Below are 15,756 nucleotides of genomic sequence, written 5' to 3' on the forward strand. Positions count from 1 at the left end.
TTATGACACCAGGAGAAATTTTTGTAAAAGAAGGTACAATCATCTGCAATGAAGGCAGAGAGACTGTAAAAATAAAAGTGACCAATACAGGAGACCGTCCTATTCAGGTGGGTTCCCATTTTCACTTTTTTGAAGTGAATAAAGCGATGAGTTTTGATCGTGAAAAGGCATTTGGAAAAAGGCTAAACATTGTTGCCAGTACGGCTGTTCGTTTTGAACCGGGAGAGGAAAAAGAAGTAATACTTGTAGCAATTGGAGGAAACAAAAAAGCAATGGGTTTCAATAATCTTGTTGACGGATTGGTAGATTCTGATTCTAAGAAAAATGAAAGTTTAGCTAAAGCGAATCAATTAAATTATAAAAATTCATAACATGAGTTTAAATGTAGACAGAAAACAGTATGCCAATATATTAGGCCCAACTACTGGAGACAGAATCAGATTAGGAGATACCGAAATAATTATTGAGATCGAAAAAGATTTTACCCATTATGGCGATGAAGCTGTTTTTGGAGGTGGAAAAACTGTTCGTGACGGAATGGGACAAAATGTTGAATGTACAAGAGATCAGGGAGTATTAGATCTTTGTATCACTGGAGCAACTATTATTGATCATTGGGGAATTGTAAAGGCTGATATTGGAATCAAAGATGGTAAAATCATAGCTATAGGCAAAGCGGGAAATCCAGACACAATGGATGGAGTAACTCCTAATATGATTATCGGGGCTTCTACCGAAGTTCATGGTGGTAAAGGTTATATCGTAACTGCTGGAGGAATAGATACGCACATTCATTATATCTGCCCACAACAGATTGAAACTTCTCTTTATAGTGGTATTACAACCATGATTGGTGGAGGAACAGGACCAAATGATGGAACAAACGCGACTACTTGTACTCCAGGAAAATTCAACATTCAAAAAATGTTGGAAGCTGCAGAAGATTTTCCTATGAATTTAGGCTTCTTTGGTAAAGGAAACTGTTCTGCAGAAGCACCACTTGAAGAACAAATTGAAGCAGGAGCATTAGGTTTAAAAATTCACGAAGATTGGGGAGCTACAGCCGGAACAATTGATACTGCACTTAAAGTAGCTGATAAATATGATGTTCAGGTGGCTATCCATACTGATACTTTAAATGAAGGTGGATTCCTGGAAGATACCATGAAAGCTATCAATGGAAGAGTAATTCATACCTTCCATACAGAAGGTGCCGGCGGTGGACACGCTCCAGATATTATCAAGGCTGCAATGTATCCAAATGTATTGCCTGCTTCTACAAATCCTACACGTCCTTACACAGTTAATACAATAGATGAACACCTTGATATGCTTATGGTTTGTCATCATTTGAGTAAAAATATCCCTGAAGATGTAGCATTTGCTGATTCTCGTATTCGTCCTGAAACTATTGCTGCCGAAGATATTTTACATGATATGGGAGTTTTCAGTATTATGAGTTCCGATTCTCAAGCTATGGGAAGACCTGGAGAAGTAATTACCAGAACATGGCAAACGGCAAGCAAAATGAGAGAGCAACGTGGTCAGTTAGAAGAAGATGAAAATTCACAAAATGATAACTTCCGTACAAAACGTTATGTAGCTAAGTACACTATCAATCCTGCTATTGCTCATGGTATTTCTAACCATGTTGGTTCTATTGAACCAGGCAAAATAGCTGACTTGGTAATCTGGAAACCAGCTCTATTTGGTGTTAAACCTGAGATGATTGTAAAAGGAGGCTTTGTAATTGCTGCTAAAATGGGCGATCCAAATGCGTCTATCCCAACTCCTCAACCGGTGATTTACAGAAATATGTTTGGAGCCCATGGTCGTGCTAAATTCACAACTTGTGCAACTTTTGTTTCTCAGGCCTCAATTGACAATGGATCTATTGCTAATTACAAATTAGAAAAAATGATTCTTCCTGTAAAAAACTGCAGAAACATCTCTAAAAAAGATCTTATCCACAATGATAAAACACCAGTAATTGAAGTGAATTCGGAAAACTATCATGTAATGGTAGATGGTGTACATATTACTTGTGAGCCAGCAGAAACACTTCCATTGACTCAATTGTATTATTTATTTTAATAGTAGTATCCATTAAAAAAGACCTAACAGATTTTTAAAACCTGTTAGGTCTAATATAAAAAAATAAAAAAACGATGACCATCAGTGAAACTTTAGGCACTATTTCGAATAGTACAATTAATGGAAAATCAATAGATTATCTTGACTTAGAATGGTTCGAATCGACAAAGAGAATTCAACGTAAAAAGACACGTCAGGGCGAAGATATTGCGATTAAATTCCTTAGAGAAGGGCAACGTCTTCGAGAAGGAGATATTCTTTTTGAAAATGAAAAGAAAATAATTGTCGTCAATATTCTGGAGACCGAAACTATTGTTATCTCTCCGTTTTCAATGCTCGAAATGGGAACCGTATGCTATGAAATTGGAAACAAACATATTCCGCTTTTTATACAAGAAGACAAAGTGTTGCTGCCTTTCGAAATGCCAATGTTCAGATGGCTGGAAGTGAGTGGTTTTAAACCCGAAAAACAATCCGTGAAATTATTGAATCTACTAAAATCGAATGTAGAACCTCATGGACATGGAAGTTTGGGTTCAACAATTTTTACTAAAATCCTAAAAATGGCAGCTCCAAAAGATGAATAATATAAAATTTTTAGCCAGTCTTTTGCATATTTCCGACCCTACATTACCTATTGGAGGATATTCTCATTCCAACGGACTTGAAACGTATATACAAAATAAAATTGTACACAATGCAGCAACTGCACAGGAATTTGTAGAAAACATGCTTAAGTATAATCTCAAGTACAACGACGGTGCTTTTGTAAAATTGGCCTATGAAGCTACTGAGTCTGGTGATCTAAAAACCATTTTAGATCTGGATCAGGAATGTAATGCTTTAAAGTGCCCAAGAGAAATCCGTCAGGCAAGCCAGAAATTGGGATTACGTTTGATTAAGATTTTTAAAAGACATGAGAATTTCCAGTTTATGGAAGCTTATGAAGAAGCTGTTCGAAATCATGAAGCAAGTTCTCATTACTGTATTGTTTTTGGAATGTATTGCTGTCTGCTGAAAATTCCTTTGCAAGAAGCACTTTTCGGATTTTACTATACTTCTACCGCAGGAATGATTACCAATGCTGTAAAATTAGTACCACTGGGACAATTGGACGGACAGGATATTTTGTTTCGCCTATATCCTATAATGGAAAAAACAGCTCAGGAAACTATAACATTAGAGCGAGAATATGTAGGACTATGCAATACCTCTTTTGACATTCGCTGTATGCAGCACGAAAGACTGTATTCAAGACTATACATGTCCTAATTAAAATTAAAAATTAATTTACAAAAAAAATGGAAAATAGAAAATATATAAAAGTAGGAGTTGCCGGGCCAGTAGGTTCTGGAAAAACTGCTTTATTAGAACGATTGAGCAGACACTTATACGGAACGTATGACCTTGGTGTGATTACAAATGATATCTATACCAAAGAAGATGCAGAGTTTATGGCTAAAAACAGCCTTCTACCTCATGAACGCATTATTGGGGTAGAAACAGGAGGATGTCCTCACACGGCTATCCGCGAGGATGCAAGTATGAATCTTGAAGCAGTAGATGAGTTGGCAAACCGATTTCCTCATATTGAATTGATTTTTATTGAAAGTGGCGGAGATAATCTATCAGCAACCTTCAGTCCTGATCTTGCCGATGTGACCATCTTTATAATTGATGTTGCTGAAGGGGAAAAAATTCCAAGAAAAGGAGGACCAGGTATTACAAGATCAGATTTACTGGTTATCAATAAAATTGATTTGGCGCCTTATGTAGGAGCAAGCCTTGAAGTGATGGAAAACGATACAAGAAGAATGAGAAAAGGAACCCCTTTTATATTTACAAATCTTAAAAAAGATATAGGTGTGCCGGAAATTATAGGCTGGATCAAAAAATATGCTTTACTGGAAGAATGTGAAGAACCGAATCTAGTAAGATAATGGACAGTCGCTTACATATTATAGCAGGTTATAAACAAGGAAGTTCCTATGTAAAAGACCTCTATGTATCTCCTCCTTTTCGTGTAGTCTCAGTAGGACAACGCAAAAGTGACAATAAGCTTTATCAAATTGTGATGAGTACCTCGCCAGGAATTCTATCTGGTGACCGTTACCAATTGGATATTGTTTTAGAGAAAGGAGCTGCCCTACAGCTACAGTCACAATCATATCAAAGATTATTTAATATGAAAGATGATGCTGTGCAGCAACTTACTATCTCAATGGAGGACGATACTTCTTTTGCCTATGTCCCGCATCCGGTGGTACCACATGAGAATTCTAATTTCAAAAGCAAAGCCGAAATCCGTATTGGTACAAACAGCCAAGTGATAATCAGTGAGATTATTACTTGTGGAAGAAAGCATTCCGGAGAGCTTTTTAAATTGAAAAGTTTTCAGAATCTTACAGAAATTTATCATAAAAATAAATTAGTTGTAAAGGACAATGTGCTTATCCAACCCGATCTGATTCCTGTAAATAGTATAGGAAATCTGGAAGAATTTACGCATCAGGGAACACTTATTTTTTATAGTACAAAAGAAAATGTAGATAAAAATGTCTTAGTCGATACGATCTATTCTATTATTAAATCTCAAGACGAGATGGAAATCGGCATTTCGGCAATGGAAGATAACGGATTCGTTATTAGAACACTGGGACATGGCGGAGAAGTAATGTATAATTTTTTTCTCAGGGTCCAGGAAATCCTTTGGGAATTAGAATAAAAAATAAGTTATGAATACTACTATTTGGGCATTAATACTAAGTGCTGTATCTATCAGTTTTATCCACACGGCATCAGGACCAGACCATTATTTGCCATTTATTGTTTTGTCGAAATCAAAACAATGGAGCAAAAGCAAAACAATTCTACTAACAATTGCCTGTGGTTTTGGCCACGTTTTGAGTTCTTTGGTTTTAGGCGCTCTTGGGGGTTTTATGGGATGGCAACTCAATAAATTCTCATGGTTTCAGGAAATCAGAGGCAATATTTCAGGTTGGGCATTGCTCATTTTTGGTGTAATTTATCTCATATATGGAGTGATTCAGACCATAAAAAATAAACCTCACAAGCATTTTGATGTATTAGGAGATGATGTTTATGTTTATGAACATAATCACGGAGAAGTAGTTATGCCTCAGAGCCGAATAAAAGTGACTCCCTTTGTGTTGTTCATGATTTTTGTCATGGGACCTAGTGAACCACTTACACCACTTCTTTTTTATTCGGGGTTAAATCGTTCCGTGACCGAAATTGTTGCACTAGTAGTACCATTTGCACTTACAACTGTCGCAACGATGCTCGGCATGGTTTTACTTGGACGATACGGATATTCAACTTTTTTCAAGACCGACAAACTAGAACGCTATATGAGTGTTGTAAGTGGCGCAGTAGTCACTGTATGTGGTATTGGAATGGTCTTTTTAGGATGGTAAAATCAAAATAAAAAACAATTCATGATGAATAAAATTTTTACAAAAATTCCTTTTATAGACAATGTATTAAAAGGGATAGGGCAAATTATGCTTCAGGAAAACAGATGGACAGGACTCTTGTTTCTTATTGGTATTTTTATAGGAAGCTGGCAAGGAGGTATTGCTATTTTGTTGGCTACAAGTGTTGGAACATTTACAGCTATGAAACTGGGTTATGACAAATACGAAATTAATGCCGGATTATATGGCTTTAGTGCGGCTTTGGTGGGAGTGGCTTTGTCTTTTTTCTTTCAGGCCACACTATTAATCTGGATTCTGATTGTTTTGGGTGGTGCACTGGCAAGTATCATCCAGCATTTTTTTATTAACAAAAAAATTCCAGTGTTTACATTTCCATTCATTTTTATAATTTGGGTATGTGTTTTTCTACTACATCATTTTACAAATATCCCACCTTCGGAAATGATTAGCGCAAAACCGGAAGCTGTAGCTTATAGCGAATTCATAACACCTATAAATGGCTTTGGCGAAGTTATTTTTCAAGGGGGATTACTATCCGGAGTCATTTTCTTTATTGCAATTTTTATCAGTTCCCCTGCAGCAGCTTTATATGGTCTTGCAGGATCTTTATTGGGAGCTTATTTTTCTTACATGGATGGAGAATCGATTGAAGGTATTCATATGGGACTATTCGGTTTTAACGCGGTACTTTCTGCTATTGTTTTTTCAGGTTTCAAAAAAACAGATGGATTGTGGGTCTTAATTGCAGTCCTGATTACAGTTGGTATTGATGACTTCCTGATTGATAATAATATCCTGACTGAAGTAGGCGGAGTATTAACTTTTCCCTTTGTTGCCGGAACGTGTATTACATTACTTATTCAGAGACTTTTTATTCCTAAAAAACTAAACTAAACTCATCTCCTTTACTAATAATAACACTAAATCAAATTCAAATAATAACCGCTTTTCTTGCTTTGATAGCAGAATACATCAGCTAAAAATTACTTAAATCATTAATAAAACAAACAAAATGGCATCAAATAAAATAAATTCAATACTAGCTAGAAATACCGAAAATGCTCCAAAAAGTATCGGTCCATACTCACAAACTGTAGCATTCTCACATTATAATAATCTTTCGGCTCAATTACCAATAGACCCAAAATCTGGTAAAATAGTAGCTGGCGGTATAAAAGAACAGACGGAACAGTGCTTTAAAAATATCAAATCAATTCTAGATAGCATCGATCACGTCATGAGCGATGTTGTTAGAATCACCATATTCGTCAAGAATATAAAAGATAGTGATGCTGTAGACGAAGTTTACAAAACATTCTTCCCTACTTATGTTCCTACACGAACTACAGTTGCAGTTGTTGCTTTACCTATGGATGCTTTGGTGCAAATTGAAGCACTTGTTTCAAATGGCGAGGGTACAATCCCCAATGCACCTCAGGCAGGTAATCTGATAAAACTTATCAATAACACGGCAAATGCACCTATGAGTAGTTTGTCTGCACAAACAGTATCATTCTCTCATTACAATAATATTTCAGCTCAATTACCTATCGATCCAGAAACTGGCAGATTGGTAACAGGCGGTGTAAAAGAGCAAGCCGGACAGTGTTTAAAAAACATCAAAACAATTTTAAACAGTATTGATGTTCCCCTTGATGATATTGTAAAGATTAATATCTTCCTTAAAAACCTATCAGACATTGAAGCTATAAATGAGGTTTATACAACATTCTTTCCTGATTCTGCTATTGCCAGAGCTGTAGCTTATGTTCCGGCAAGAACAATCGTGGCCGTTTCGGCTTTATCTATGGATGCTTTAGTGCAAATTGAAGCAGTGGTGTCACACGGAGACGGAACGCCTCCGCAAGCTATTGAAGACAGGCACGGAATCGTAATAAAGGTAAGCAATACTGAAAATGCACCAAAGAGTTCTTTGTCTACACAAACGGTAGCATTCTCTCATTATAATCACATATCAGCTCAATTACCGTTGAATCCAAAAACTGGTAAAATGGTAGCCGGAGGTGTAAAAGAGCAGACTGAACAATGCTTGAAAAATATCAAAGCAATTTTAGAAAGTATCTCCCATACTATCGAAGATGTGGTTAAAGTTAATATTTTCCTTAAAAACATCACAGATAGCAATGTTGTAGATGAAGTTTATACCACATTCTTTCCAGGTGGTATTCCTGCACGAAGAACAGTTGGAGTGTCAGCATTACTACAAGATGCATTAATCCAAATTGATGTCGTTGTATCAAATGCAGAAGGAACACCTCCACAAGTATAACAGTCATTTATTTAGATGAGTATAGCATCTCATTTTGATAAACATTCAACTCAAAATATAATTTATAAAAGGGGGTAATATCATTATCCCCTTACCCTTCTGCTTTACTTCTTTAGATTTTTTTATCCAAAAAAACTAAAAAAGTTTTTAGCATTAGACAAGTACAGTTGTTTCTTATTGAACTCCAAAAATCAAAATTGCCTTATACTTAAAATAAAAACAATTATGAAAAATAGTAAATTCGCATTTTTATTATTGTTTGTTACTGGTTGTTATACAGCACAAGCACAAATTAATTTTCCTTCGCAACAGAAAACAGATGACGGAAAACCGCTTTATGAGATGGAGTTTTCCCCTCGTTTAAAACTAAATGGCTACTTAAATTTGGGAGGTAATGACTTGAATTCTCAGTCAATCAACTTAAATTCAGCCGATCCCTACAATCCAATCGATCAGAAAAATGCAGGTTTTAATATGTACCAAACACAGTTGGCATGGAAGACTACCTATAATGGATTTTCGAAAGGTCCTTTAGTTACTTATGTCGAAGCACAATGGTGGGGCGCTCCTGGTGCAGGCGGTAACTTACAATTAAGGGTAGCATATGTAGATTACAATCATTGGCATATCGGTCAGGACTGGACTTTCTTTGGCAATGGTGTTCCAAGCTGGTACAATACACTAGATTGGGAAGGACCTAATAGTGGTACATGGGCGCGTCATCTTCAGGTAAAATATTACAATGATTTCGGTGTTGACAAATCGTGGAAGTTTGAAAGTGGTATCGAAAGTTCTTCTGAATATCTTAAAATCGCTGGCGGAGTTACTCCAGGTCAGTTTTCTGTAGACCCAATTGTAGCATTTACCAAAAAACTGCATGACCAAACAGGTTTCTTACGTTTAGCTGTTATGGGACGTACTCTTCGTTATGAAAAAGACGCTAATGCTAATGCTATGACAATGGGATGGGGTGTTAATGCCAATTACAAAACCATGCTTAATGAAAAGAGTTATTTTATGGCTCAGGCTGTTGTTGGTTCTGGTATAGGAGGCTCCTATACTTTATCCGGTGCATTGTTTGGTAATGGAGGCGCAGGAAATATGTATGACGCTATTTATGACCAGAATGGCAATTTTAAAAGAGTGCCTATCTACGGAGGTTCTGCAGGCGTAGAATACTACTTTGGAGAAAAGAAAAGGTTACATTCTAATTTAGTTGTAGGTTATACTACCTTGACGTATAATGCAATTCCTATTTCGCTTGTAAATAGTAAAGTTATAAATGATAATTCAACTGCAGATTTTGTTAACAATAATTCGAATTCAAATACGCGAATTGCTTTGCCTTCTGCTACTATCAATGCCATGTATGATGTAACTAAGAACTTCTTAATAGGTTTAGAATATGATACTGGTGCCAAACAGATCATCAATACAAATACACAGTCTTCTACAGTCAATCGCATTGCTATAGGCATGATGGTTGGATTCTAGCCTTTACTGATAATAAACTTTTGAGTCACATTAAACATAAAATCCACAAAATCTGTGTGGGTCTTTTACGAGCAGATTTTGTAGATTATACTCAGGGCAAGCAATCTATGATTGCCTAAACATCAATGCCTTTGCTCTGACATTTCATATTAAAAACCAAAATGACGACAATTAAAAATACAATAGCCTTCCTTGTCTTAATGATAAGTGTAGCCTCTGTAGCACAGAAGAAAGAAAAGGAAATGCAAACTTTCCTTAAAGATACAGACAACAAATTCCCAATAGGTAACGCCTTGATAGAATACAATCACGGAAACATACACACCCATTCAGAACCAGATGGTTCATTCAAATTGCATATTCAATCCTTTCCAGATACGCTTGTAATTAGTCATGAGGGATATGATCAGAAGAAATGGGTTGTTAATAGCAATACAGAGTACGAGAATAAAATCGTTTTTCTTCAGCGTAAACCTATTGAGATTTCCGAAATAATTATTAACCACAATTCATTTCTTTCAGATATTACAAAGGTTGATCTTAATAAATTTCCGGTAAATTCGGCTCAGGATTTGTTGCGCAAAGTTCCTGGTTTGTTTATTGCCCAACACGCCGGCGGTGGAAAGGCAGAACAAATTTTTCTGAGAGGTTTCGATGCAGATCACGGAACAGACGTTAGTGTGAATGTAGACGGAATGCCTGTAAATATTGTATCCCATGCCCACGGTCAGGGATATTCGGATTTGCATTTTGTGATTCCCGAAACCATTAATAATATCGATTTTGGAAAAGGAGCCTACTATGCTGACAGAGGAGATTTTAATACTGCGGGGTATGTAGATTTTAAAACTTATAGCTCTTTGAAAAATAGTATGATTAAACTCGAAGCAGGTTCTTTTAATACAAGAAGAATTCTGGGAATGTTCAATATCATAAACGATCCCGACAACAAGAAAAATTTCTATATAGCAACAGAATACAATTACACGGATGGACCTTTTGATGTAAAACAAAATTTCAACAGGCTTAATATCTTTGGAAAATATAACCAGTGGTTAACAGATAATGATTACTTCAACATTCAATTTTCTACGTTCAATTCTTCCTGGAATGCTTCCGGACAAAATCCGGAACGTGCCGTTAATGATGGAATTATTGATCGCTGGGGAAGTATCGATCCTACCGAAGGAGGCAGCACTTCCCGTACCAATATTCAGATGAATTTTAAACATATCATTTCTCCATCAGAGCATATTGAAGCGATGGGTTGGTACTCTAAGTATAATTTTAATCTCTATTCTGATTTTACATTTTTCCTAAATGATCCCATTCATGGAGATGAAATTCAACAAAAAGACGGCAGAAATATTTATGGAAGCGAATTTAAACATATCAAAAATTTCATCCTTTCTAATAGTTCTATAGAATTGATATCCGGAATTGGGTTCCGAAATGACGATATTGGAACTTTGCAGCTGAATCATGTTTATCACAGAGATTTATTGTTGGATAAAAAAATGGATGATACTGGCGTAGAAACCAATTTGCATGCTTATTCAGAATTGATATGGAAAACCGGAAAATGGACTGTTGCTCCAGCGTTAAGACTGGATCATTTTATTTTCAATATGCATAATTTACTGGATCAGGAGCAATTGCCTGTCGGACAATCATCAGAAGCAACCAGACTGAGTCCTAAGCTTAATTTGTCTTATGCTTCCAGTGACAAAGTTGTGTGGTTATTAAAAACTGGTATGGGATTTCACTCTAATGATATGAGAGTCGTAATTCCTCAAAACGGGCTTAATACCTTACCATATTCTATAGGAGCTGATTTCGGAACAAGACTTCATCCCTTGAAATCATTGATTATTACCCCCACAGTATGGTATTTGTTTCTACAACAGGAATTTGTTTATGTAGGTGATGATGCCGTAGTGGAACCTTCGGGAAAATCACGACGTTATGGTTTCGATTTAGGTATTCGCTACCAGCCATTACCAAATCTGTATTTAAATGCTGATATTAATTATTCTCATGCTCGATTAATAGAGGAACCAAAAGGAGAAGACTACATTCCATTGGCACCAATACTTACCAGCACCGGATCTATAAATTGGGATTTTTCGAAAGGTTTTTCTATAGGAATGCAGTATCGCTATCTGGGTGACAGACCAGCAGTTGAAGATAATAGTCTGAGAACAAAACCTTATCTTGTAAATGATTTGATACTTTCCTACAACCGTGTAAAATGGGGTGCTAATTTGCAAATCAATAACTTACTCAATGTAAAATGGAATGAAGCTCAATTTGCTACAGAAACCCAATTGAAAAATGAGGCAGCACCCATTACAGATATTACTTATACTCCGGGAAGCCCTTTTGGAATAAAATTAGGACTATTTTATAAGTTTTAAATAATATTCATTATTAAATTTACACGATCTATAATATTATAATTAATATGGAAACACTTTCTAATTTTCAATATAAAAAGCTTTTTCTTCCCAATATTACAGAAAAAACACTTTCTAATAATGCGGATATACAGCTTTACAGACTTGAAGATTACCTAAAAGGTATTCTTATGCCTGTAGTTCCGTACCGCACTACTTTTAATTTTGTTCTGTTTATTACCAACGGACATCTTAAACAATATCTGGAAAACAAAGAATATCGTGTAGAAAAAGGAGGTGTTATTTTTATCAAACAAGGAACAATTACCGCAACCATAGAATTATCTGATGATGCTGAAGGTTTTTTCTTAGCCTATGAAAACAATATTGTATCCGAACAGGAATTACCCAAACATAAAACCAGCATTTTTTTTATGCCCCCTTTCCTAAATCTGGATAGCCTTACTTACGGAACCATTAAACAATTGCTTACCATTATGGAACAGGAGTTATGGCTTAATGAGTTAAATTTAAATGAGATCATTATTACTATGCTTCATCTTATTTTGGTTAAGATATTAAGTACAGATTCTGATAGTCATCATAAATCAGCTACTCGTCCTATGGAGTTGTCTCTTCAATTCCGAGACATTTTGTTCAAATATCACAGAGATGAAAAAAGAGTCACATTTTATGCAGATAAACTATCTGTTACAGAAAATTACCTTAATAAATGTGTGAAAAATATAACTCAAAAATCACCAAAACAATGGATTAACGAAATGGATATTAATTATAGCAAGGCACTCCTTCAATCCAGTAAAGATATTGCTGAAATTGCTTATCAACTCAATTTTCACACAGCTTCTCATTTTACACAGCTTTTCAAAAAAATTACCGGAATTACACCTAAAGAATATAGGCTACAATTTTTAAAATAAAATTATATTTTCCTAGTAAAAATAGGACAATAACATACCCTGTGTGCCATTTCATACAGAATAAATAGAGGTAGAGAATTTGCATATCAATATAATACGCGTAAAATAACAAATGTCGAAAGATTTAATTTATCCTTAATTAATGATAATGAAACATTTAATGTATAAGGAGTTGATTGCGTAAAATACAATCATTGATTACAATTTTCGCTGTCAACTTCCCACTAGAATTCATTGGGAAGTTTAGTGGGAAGTGAAAGTCTTTTTTTGTAGATAATAACATAAACAGGAATTTTACGATTACCCCTTAAATAGCTAATGGCGTGAACATTACACATTTTTTATGTAATGTTCACGCCATGTGAAACTTGGGTTTGTGACCACGGTAGGGTTCGAACCTACAACCCTCAGAGTCGAAATCTGATATTCTATCCAGTTGAACTACGCAGTCATTTTATTTTAGAGTTTAGATTTCCAATTGGGAATCTAAACTCTATTTTTTATACTAATAATTTCTTTACAATAGTAGAAATCGTTTTTCCTTCGGCAGTTCCACCTAATTGAGCAGAAGCTAATCCCATTACTTTACCCATTGAAGCAATTCCCGAAGCACCAGTTTCTGCAATGATTTTTGCAATAACTGCTTCTACTTCTTCTTCACTTAATTGTGCAGGCAAAAATTTCTCGATTACAGCAATCTGAGCTAATTCTGGCTCAGCTAAATCTGGACGATTTTGCTCTGTGAAAATTCTAGCACTTTCTTTACGTGTTTTAACTAGTCTTTGAAGTAATTTAATTTCATCATCTTCAGTTAATTCTTCTTTAGATCCAGTAGCTGTAGCAGCCAATAACATTTCTGATTTAATTGCTCTTAAAGCCTCTAATGCAACAGTATCTTTTGCTCTCATGGCGGTTTTAATTTCGTCCATGATTAATGTTTGTAAACTCATTTTAGTATTATTTTTTAATAAGCAAAGCTTATATGATTTGAAAATTTGATTTTTTAATTCAAAATCTATATATAGAATTCTATCGATTTCAATTCTGTGCGAAGATAAAAAAAATAACCCGAAAATTAAATTCAATTTTCGGGTTACTTCATTTTGATTTAACCGTATTAATCTACGTTGTCGTGCAAAAATGAATTATTGGAACGCAACTGCAAATCATTATTACTATCTGTTCCTACAGAGATTCTGGAGTTTGTATTGTTCTGTGAATTATTAGAAAGATCAATACCTAATCTTTTATAGGCTGGCTCTTTCTCCAATTCTTCAACTCTGGAAACGTTATTATGGAACTTATAATTAAATTCTTTTAATTTTTTTCTTCTTTCATCAGCTCTTAAGCGCAATGTTTCTTCGATGGTTAATTCCATTGGAGATACTTCGGCAGAAAAATTAGTTTCTGGCGTCATAACTCTATGGTGAACCGTAATATTTAGCTCTTCCGGAATAACTTCTTCAACTACTTTTTGAACAGGTTTTGCTGAAGTCAAATCATTTTCAACTTCCATATACTCTTCAAGAGAATGCTTGATAATTCCGTTATCAGAAAGCTCTGTTACAGGAACAAATCGAACTGGCTGATTTACTTTAATATCACGTGTTTCATTTGTTAATTCAAATAAAACTCTTTTATCTTCAACTACTGGTTCAGCTTTAACTTCCGGTTCTGTTCTAAAAAGTGGCAGGTCGAAAGAGAAAGTTGTTTGTTCTTCTTTTTCTACAAATTTTTGCTGTACAGCTCTTACAGGGGCAACTTCTGGAGCTGAAATTGTAAAATCAATATCGGTAATCGGAGAAACGATTTCAAAAGTTACATCCAAATTTTTAATAAATTCAGACATTACAACTAACTCATCCTCGTTAATCACTGGCGCTTGAACAATTGGCGCAACTGCTGTAGGTGCAGGAGTATCGTCTATTAATTCAAAAACTATTTTTTCTTCTGATTTTGGTGTTGAAGGTGTTTCTGCATTTAAATCAAAAGAAGTAAGCGTTCTATTCGTTAGATTATGAACACTTCTTTGCTCATCTTCTAATGTATGGATTATTTTTTTAGGCTCAGTATTTACGATTTCGTTTTGTTGTTCCACATCAAAACCTGTCGCAATTATTGTAACTGCAATAGCCTCACCAAGGGTTTCGTCTTCACCAACCCCCATAATGATATTAGCATTAAAACCTGCCTCAGCTTGAATGTGATCATTGATTTCACCTATTTCATCAAGTGTAATCTCATTAGAACCTGAAACAATAAGCAACAATACGTTTTTGGCTCCTGTAATTTTATTATCGTTTAACAATGGAGAATCCAATGCCGAAACAATAGCCTCTTTAGCTCTTGTCTCGCCAGAAGCTATAGATGACCCCATTATAGCCGTTCCACTATTAGACAATACTGTCTTAGCGTCACGTAAATCGATATTTTGAGTATAGTGATGCGTAATTACTTCGGCAATACCTCTTGAGGCTGTTGCCAAAACTTCATCAGCTTTGGAGAATCCTGCTTTAAAACCAAGATTTCCGTATACTTCTCTTAATTTATTATTGTTAATTACAATTAATGAATCAACTTGTTTACGTAACTTTTCAATACCCAAAAGCGCTTGCTCCTGACGTACTTTTCCTTCGAAAAGAAACGGAATAGTAACAATTCCAACTGTAAGAATCTCTCTTTCCTTAGATAACTGCGCAATTACTGGAGCAGCACCTGTACCGGTACCACCACCCATACCAGCAGTAATGAATACCATCTTGGTATTGCGATCCAACATTTTCTCGATATCGGCGATACTCTCAATAGCCGATTGTTGTCCTACATCCGGGTTGGCTCCAGCTCCTAAACCTTCCGTTAGATTAACACCTAACTGAATTTTATTAGGCACAGAACTATTTTGAAGCGCTTGTGAATCTGTATTACAAACGATAAAATCTACCCCTTTAATTCCTTGCTTAAACATATGGTTTATGGCATTACTACCTCCACCGCCTACACCGATAACTTTTATTACATTTGATTGATTTTTTGGTAAATCAAATGAAATGCTTCCAAATTCTGAGTTGCCCATCATATTTTTG

14 protein-coding genes and 1 tRNA gene are annotated in these 15,756 nt (G+C 35.4%); 12 read left to right on the top strand and 3 right to left on the bottom strand.

Going from position 1 to position 15,756, the window contains the following annotated elements:
* Positions 1 to 2: 2 nt before the first annotated feature.
* The 12 genes from ureB (at position 3) to OIU83_RS03635 (ending at position 12,673) form a co-directional block, all read left to right on the top strand.
* A complete protein-coding gene (gene ureB, locus OIU83_RS03580; protein ID WP_264204897.1) occupies positions 3 to 371 on the top strand; it encodes an urease subunit beta in 369 nt (122 codons plus the stop codon).
* Between the two features lies 1 nt (position 372).
* Positions 373 to 2,094, top strand: coding sequence for an urease subunit alpha (gene ureC / locus OIU83_RS03585; RefSeq protein ID WP_264204898.1), 1,722 nt, complete (start codon positions 373 to 375; stop codon positions 2,092 to 2,094).
* Positions 2,095 to 2,168: 74 nt separating this feature from the next.
* Positions 2,169 to 2,681 (top strand): urease accessory protein UreE, encoded by a 513-nt coding sequence (ureE, locus tag OIU83_RS03590; RefSeq protein ID WP_264204899.1) that lies wholly within the window; start codon positions 2,169 to 2,171, stop codon positions 2,679 to 2,681.
* A complete protein-coding gene (locus tag OIU83_RS03595) occupies positions 2,674 to 3,366 on the top strand; it encodes an urease accessory protein UreF (protein WP_264204900.1) in 693 nt (230 codons plus the stop codon). Before ureE ends, OIU83_RS03595 begins: the two co-directional genes overlap by 8 nt.
* A 29-nt stretch (positions 3,367 to 3,395) precedes the next feature.
* Positions 3,396 to 4,034, top strand: coding sequence for an urease accessory protein UreG (gene ureG / locus OIU83_RS03600; protein ID WP_264204901.1), 639 nt, complete (start codon positions 3,396 to 3,398; stop codon positions 4,032 to 4,034).
* Entirely contained in the window at positions 4,034 to 4,819 is a 786-nt protein-coding gene (locus tag OIU83_RS03605) for an urease accessory protein UreD (RefSeq protein WP_264204902.1), read from the top strand. Before ureG ends, OIU83_RS03605 begins: the two co-directional genes overlap by 1 nt.
* 10 nt (positions 4,820 to 4,829) lie before the next feature.
* On the top strand, positions 4,830 to 5,531 hold the full coding sequence (locus OIU83_RS03610) for a hypothetical protein (RefSeq protein ID WP_264204903.1): 702 nt from the start codon (positions 4,830 to 4,832) through the stop codon (positions 5,529 to 5,531).
* Positions 5,532 to 5,552: 21 nt separating this feature from the next.
* A complete protein-coding gene (locus OIU83_RS03615; protein WP_264204904.1) occupies positions 5,553 to 6,446 on the top strand; it encodes an urea transporter in 894 nt (297 codons plus the stop codon).
* A gap of 118 nt (positions 6,447 to 6,564) precedes the next feature.
* Positions 6,565 to 7,842: a RidA family protein gene (locus tag OIU83_RS03620; RefSeq protein WP_264204905.1), complete on the top strand. Its 1,278-nt coding sequence runs from the start codon at positions 6,565 to 6,567 to the stop codon at positions 7,840 to 7,842.
* 225 nt (positions 7,843 to 8,067) lie between these two features.
* Positions 8,068 to 9,336, top strand: coding sequence for a hypothetical protein (locus tag OIU83_RS03625; RefSeq protein ID WP_264204906.1), 1,269 nt, complete (start codon positions 8,068 to 8,070; stop codon positions 9,334 to 9,336).
* Between the two features lie 161 nt (positions 9,337 to 9,497).
* Positions 9,498 to 11,753, top strand: a complete 2,256-nt coding sequence (locus OIU83_RS03630) for a TonB-dependent receptor (RefSeq protein WP_264204907.1) — start codon at positions 9,498 to 9,500, stop codon at positions 11,751 to 11,753.
* Positions 11,754 to 11,800: 47 nt separating this feature from the next.
* On the top strand, positions 11,801 to 12,673 hold the full coding sequence (locus OIU83_RS03635) for a helix-turn-helix domain-containing protein (protein ID WP_264204908.1): 873 nt from the start codon (positions 11,801 to 11,803) through the stop codon (positions 12,671 to 12,673).
* 377 nt (positions 12,674 to 13,050) lie between these two features.
* On the opposite strand, the gene OIU83_RS03640 is transcribed toward OIU83_RS03635, so the two are convergent.
* The 3 genes from OIU83_RS03640 to ftsZ form a co-directional block, all read right to left on the bottom strand.
* Positions 13,051 to 13,124: transfer RNA gene (locus OIU83_RS03640), tRNA-Arg, on the bottom strand.
* Between the two features lie 49 nt (positions 13,125 to 13,173).
* A complete protein-coding gene (locus OIU83_RS03645; RefSeq protein WP_039114496.1) occupies positions 13,174 to 13,623 on the bottom strand; it encodes a GatB/YqeY domain-containing protein in 450 nt (149 codons plus the stop codon).
* A gap of 167 nt (positions 13,624 to 13,790) precedes the next feature.
* Positions 13,791 to 15,749: a cell division protein FtsZ gene (ftsZ, locus tag OIU83_RS03650; protein ID WP_264204909.1), complete on the bottom strand. Its 1,959-nt coding sequence runs from the start codon at positions 15,747 to 15,749 to the stop codon at positions 13,791 to 13,793.
* Positions 15,750 to 15,756 lie beyond the last annotated feature (7 nt).

The sequence above is a fragment of the Flavobacterium shii genome (assembly GCF_025847235.1).
In the GTDB taxonomy this organism is placed as follows: Bacteria; Bacteroidota; Bacteroidia; order Flavobacteriales; family Flavobacteriaceae; genus Flavobacterium; species Flavobacterium shii.

Excerpts from the sequence above, each read along its gene's own strand:
- OIU83_RS03630 (WP_264204907.1), top strand. The coding sequence starts at position 9,498 with ATGACGACAATTAAAAATACAATAGCCTTCCTTGTCTTAATGATAAGT.
- OIU83_RS03605 (WP_264204902.1), top strand. The coding sequence starts at position 4,034 with ATGGACAGTCGCTTACATATTATAGCAGGTTATAAACAAGGAAGTTCC.
- OIU83_RS03635 (WP_264204908.1), top strand. The coding sequence starts at position 11,801 with ATGGAAACACTTTCTAATTTTCAATATAAAAAGCTTTTTCTTCCCAAT.
- ureE (WP_264204899.1), top strand. The coding sequence starts at position 2,169 with ATGACCATCAGTGAAACTTTAGGCACTATTTCGAATAGTACAATTAAT.
- OIU83_RS03610 (WP_264204903.1), top strand. The coding sequence starts at position 4,830 with ATGAATACTACTATTTGGGCATTAATACTAAGTGCTGTATCTATCAGT.
- ftsZ (WP_264204909.1), bottom strand. The coding sequence starts at position 15,749 with ATGATGGGCAACTCAGAATTTGGAAGCATTTCATTTGATTTACCAAAA.
- OIU83_RS03645 (WP_039114496.1), bottom strand. The coding sequence starts at position 13,623 with ATGAGTTTACAAACATTAATCATGGACGAAATTAAAACCGCCATGAGA.
- ureB (WP_264204897.1), top strand. The coding sequence starts at position 3 with ATGACACCAGGAGAAATTTTTGTAAAAGAAGGTACAATCATCTGCAAT.
- ureC (WP_264204898.1), top strand. The coding sequence starts at position 373 with ATGAGTTTAAATGTAGACAGAAAACAGTATGCCAATATATTAGGCCCA.
- OIU83_RS03595 (WP_264204900.1), top strand. The coding sequence starts at position 2,674 with ATGAATAATATAAAATTTTTAGCCAGTCTTTTGCATATTTCCGACCCT.
- OIU83_RS03615 (WP_264204904.1), top strand. The coding sequence starts at position 5,553 with ATGATGAATAAAATTTTTACAAAAATTCCTTTTATAGACAATGTATTA.
- ureG (WP_264204901.1), top strand. The coding sequence starts at position 3,396 with ATGGAAAATAGAAAATATATAAAAGTAGGAGTTGCCGGGCCAGTAGGT.
- OIU83_RS03620 (WP_264204905.1), top strand. The coding sequence starts at position 6,565 with ATGGCATCAAATAAAATAAATTCAATACTAGCTAGAAATACCGAAAAT.
- OIU83_RS03625 (WP_264204906.1), top strand. The coding sequence starts at position 8,068 with ATGAAAAATAGTAAATTCGCATTTTTATTATTGTTTGTTACTGGTTGT.